The organism is Streptomyces albidochromogenes (assembly GCF_005981925.1).
GTDB classification, from domain to species: Bacteria; Actinomycetota; Actinomycetes; order Streptomycetales; family Streptomycetaceae; genus Streptomyces; species Streptomyces albidochromogenes.
Window position 1 is genome coordinate 1 of record NZ_VBVX01000510.1, and the last position, 2629, is coordinate 2629.

The window sequence follows — 2629 nt, forward strand, 5'->3', positions numbered from 1 at the left end:
GCCGATGACGACCCTGCGCACGTCGGACCGTACGAGCCCGGCGGCCTTCACCGCGCCGTCGAGCGCCTCGGTCACCTGGTGCACGACGGAGTCGGCCCGGCGGCCGGGGGGCGGCAGCTCGAACTCGCCCGCGCTCTCGCCGGTGATGTCGGCCACGGCGGCGCGGATGCGGTGCGGCGTCACGTCGAGGCCGGCGACGTGGGCCGCCCTCGGGTTGACCGCGTACAGCTGGGCGTTCGGTCCCGGGCGGCCCTCGGTCGTACCGGTGGCGACGACGAGGCCGGCGGTCTCCAGGCGCACGAGCAACTGGGACGCGGTGGGCTTGGAGAGGCCGGTGAGCTTGCCGATCCTCGTGCGGGAGAGGGGGCCGTGTTCCAGGAGGAGGTCGAGGGCGGCGCGGTCGTTCATCGCGCGCAGCACGCTGGGTGTGCCCGGCGTGCCCGATGTGCCCGTACCCGGCGTGCTCGGCGGTCCGGCCATGCCCACGCACCCACCCTTCGGCTGCCACTCGGCCGCGCGTATGTCCCGCCGGGACCGGCGGGAAACCCGGCGAGGACACTGTTAGGAAAGTTTCCTGTTCGGTGCGTCGAACGTAGGACCCTTGCAGGCCGCCGTCAAGAGCCGCCACGAGCGGCGCCCCCGCGGCAACCAAAGCGTTACCTGCGGGGGCGCGGGGACGGGCGCGGGGCGGGGGCGCCCGTACGGGCTACTTGTTGAGGTTCGTGGCGGGCGACGGTATCGGCGACGCCGCGAGGGACTGCGGAGACGTCGGGCTGGCCAGGGCGGACGGCGCCGCCATGCCCGCCGTCGCGTCACCCGGCGCGGCCTCGTCCCCGAGCGCCGCCGGGCCGCCGACGATCCGGATGCCGGCCCGGTCGAACGCCTGCTTGATGCGCCAGCGCAGCTCCCGCTCGACCCCGAGCGCCTTGCCCGGCATCGTCTTCGCGGAGACCCGCACCACCATCGAGTCGAGCAGCACCGAGTCCAGGCCGAGCACCTCGACCGGGCCCCACAGCAGCTCGTTCCACGGCTCGTCCTTGGCGAGCTCGGCGGCGGTCTCGACGATGACCTCGCGCACCCGGTCCAGGTCCTCCGTCGGACGCACCTGTACGTCGACCGCGGCCGTGGCCCAGCCCTGACTGAGGTTGCCGATCCGCTTGATCTCGCCGTTGCGGACGTACCAGATCTCGCCGCCGTCGCCGCGCAGCTTCGTCACGCGCAGGCCGACCTCGATGACCTCGCCGGACGCCACCCCCGCGTCGATGCTGTCCCCGACGCCGTACTGGTCCTCAAGGATCATGAAGACGCCGGAGAGGAAGTCGGTGACCAGGTTGCGCGCGCCGAAACCGAGCGCGACGCCCGCCACGCCCGCCGAGGCGAGGAGCGGCGCCAGGTTGATGTTGAGCGCGCCCAGCACCATCAGGGCGGCGGTGCCGAGGATCAGGAACGACGCGACGGACCGCAGGACCGACCCGATCGCCTCCGAGCGCTGGCGGCGCCGCTCGGCGTTCACCAGGAGACCGCCGAGCGCCGTGCCCTCGACCGCCTGGGCGCTGCGGTTCATCCGGGCTATCAGCCTGGTGAGGGAGCGGCGGACGACCGTACGCAGCACGGCGGCTATCACGACGATCAGGAGGATCCGCAGACCGACGCTCAGCCAGGTGGACCAGTTCTGCTCGACCCAGCTCGCGGCGTTGTTCGCCTGCTGCGCCGCGTCGTCCAGAGTGACGGGCGCGGGCGACGGATCGGCGGCCGACAGGACGGACCAGAGCACGGCGGGACCTCCAGGCGGGGCGGGACGACAACAGACCAACCACACTAACGGGGCATCCCGCGTGGTCCGGCGCGCTGTTCGAGGGAGAGACAAGACTCACCAGGGCATGAAGGCGGTGTGGTCGAAAACACTTCGAGCCCGTTACCCGGACGTGGTGGCGTTTCGACCAGGCATGAGGGGAGACTGAGAGCAGATCGTCCCGGCGCGAGCCACGCGCCGCCGGCGTTATAGGAGGCATCCGTGCCGCATGTCCTGGTCCTCAACGCGTCGTACGAGCCGCTCGGCGTCGTACCGCTCCGCCGCGCGCTCGTCCTCGTTCTGGAGAACAAGGCTCTCTGCCTCGAGGAATCCGGCGCCTTCATGCACAGCGCGACCCGCGCTGTCCCCGCACCCAGCGTCGTGCGGCTGAAACGGTTCGTGCGGGTCCCCTACCGGGGGCCCGTTCCACTCACCCGCCGTGCGCTCTTCGCCAGGGACGGCGGGCGCTGCATGTACTGCGGTGGCGTCGCAACCAGCGTCGACCACGTGGTGCCGCGCAGCCGGGGCGGACAGCACGCCTGGGAGAACGTGGTGGCCGCGTGCCGCCGCTGCAACCACGTCAAGGCCGACCGGCACCTCATGGAACTCGGCTGGCGCCTGCGCCACCAGCCGGCGCCACCGTCCGGGCTGGCCTGGCGGATCATCGGCACCGGGCACCGGGACCCGCGCTGGCTGCCGTACCTGCAACCGTTCGGCGCGGACGACGCGCTGGCCCGGATCGACGGCATCTCGGCCTGAGGTCCGGTCCTTTCGCCGCCTCCCGGGCGGCGGCGGGGGACGCCTTGCCCGGGAGGTCGCGGTACGCGGCGGGGGCGG

3 protein-coding genes are annotated in these 2629 nt (G+C 72.7%); 1 reads left to right on the forward strand and 2 read right to left on the reverse strand.

The window, feature by feature from the left end; translation table 11 throughout:
* Both E2E34_RS33235 and E2E34_RS33240 read right to left on the reverse strand, forming a co-directional pair.
* On the reverse strand, positions 1 to 480 hold a 480-nt coding region (locus E2E34_RS33235), incomplete at its 3' end, for a winged helix-turn-helix domain-containing protein (RefSeq protein WP_138905551.1).
* A 226-nt stretch (positions 481 to 706) separates the two neighbouring features.
* Entirely contained in the window at positions 707 to 1774 is a 1068-nt protein-coding gene (locus tag E2E34_RS33240) for a mechanosensitive ion channel family protein (protein ID WP_138905552.1), read from the reverse strand.
* 240 nt (positions 1775 to 2014) lie between these two features.
* Here E2E34_RS33240 and E2E34_RS33245 point away from each other — a divergent pair, with 240 nt between their 5' ends.
* Positions 2015 to 2551: an HNH endonuclease gene (locus tag E2E34_RS33245; RefSeq protein WP_028814500.1), complete on the forward strand. Its 537-nt coding sequence runs from the start codon at positions 2015 to 2017 to the stop codon at positions 2549 to 2551.
* Positions 2552 to 2629: the final 78 nt, after the last annotated feature.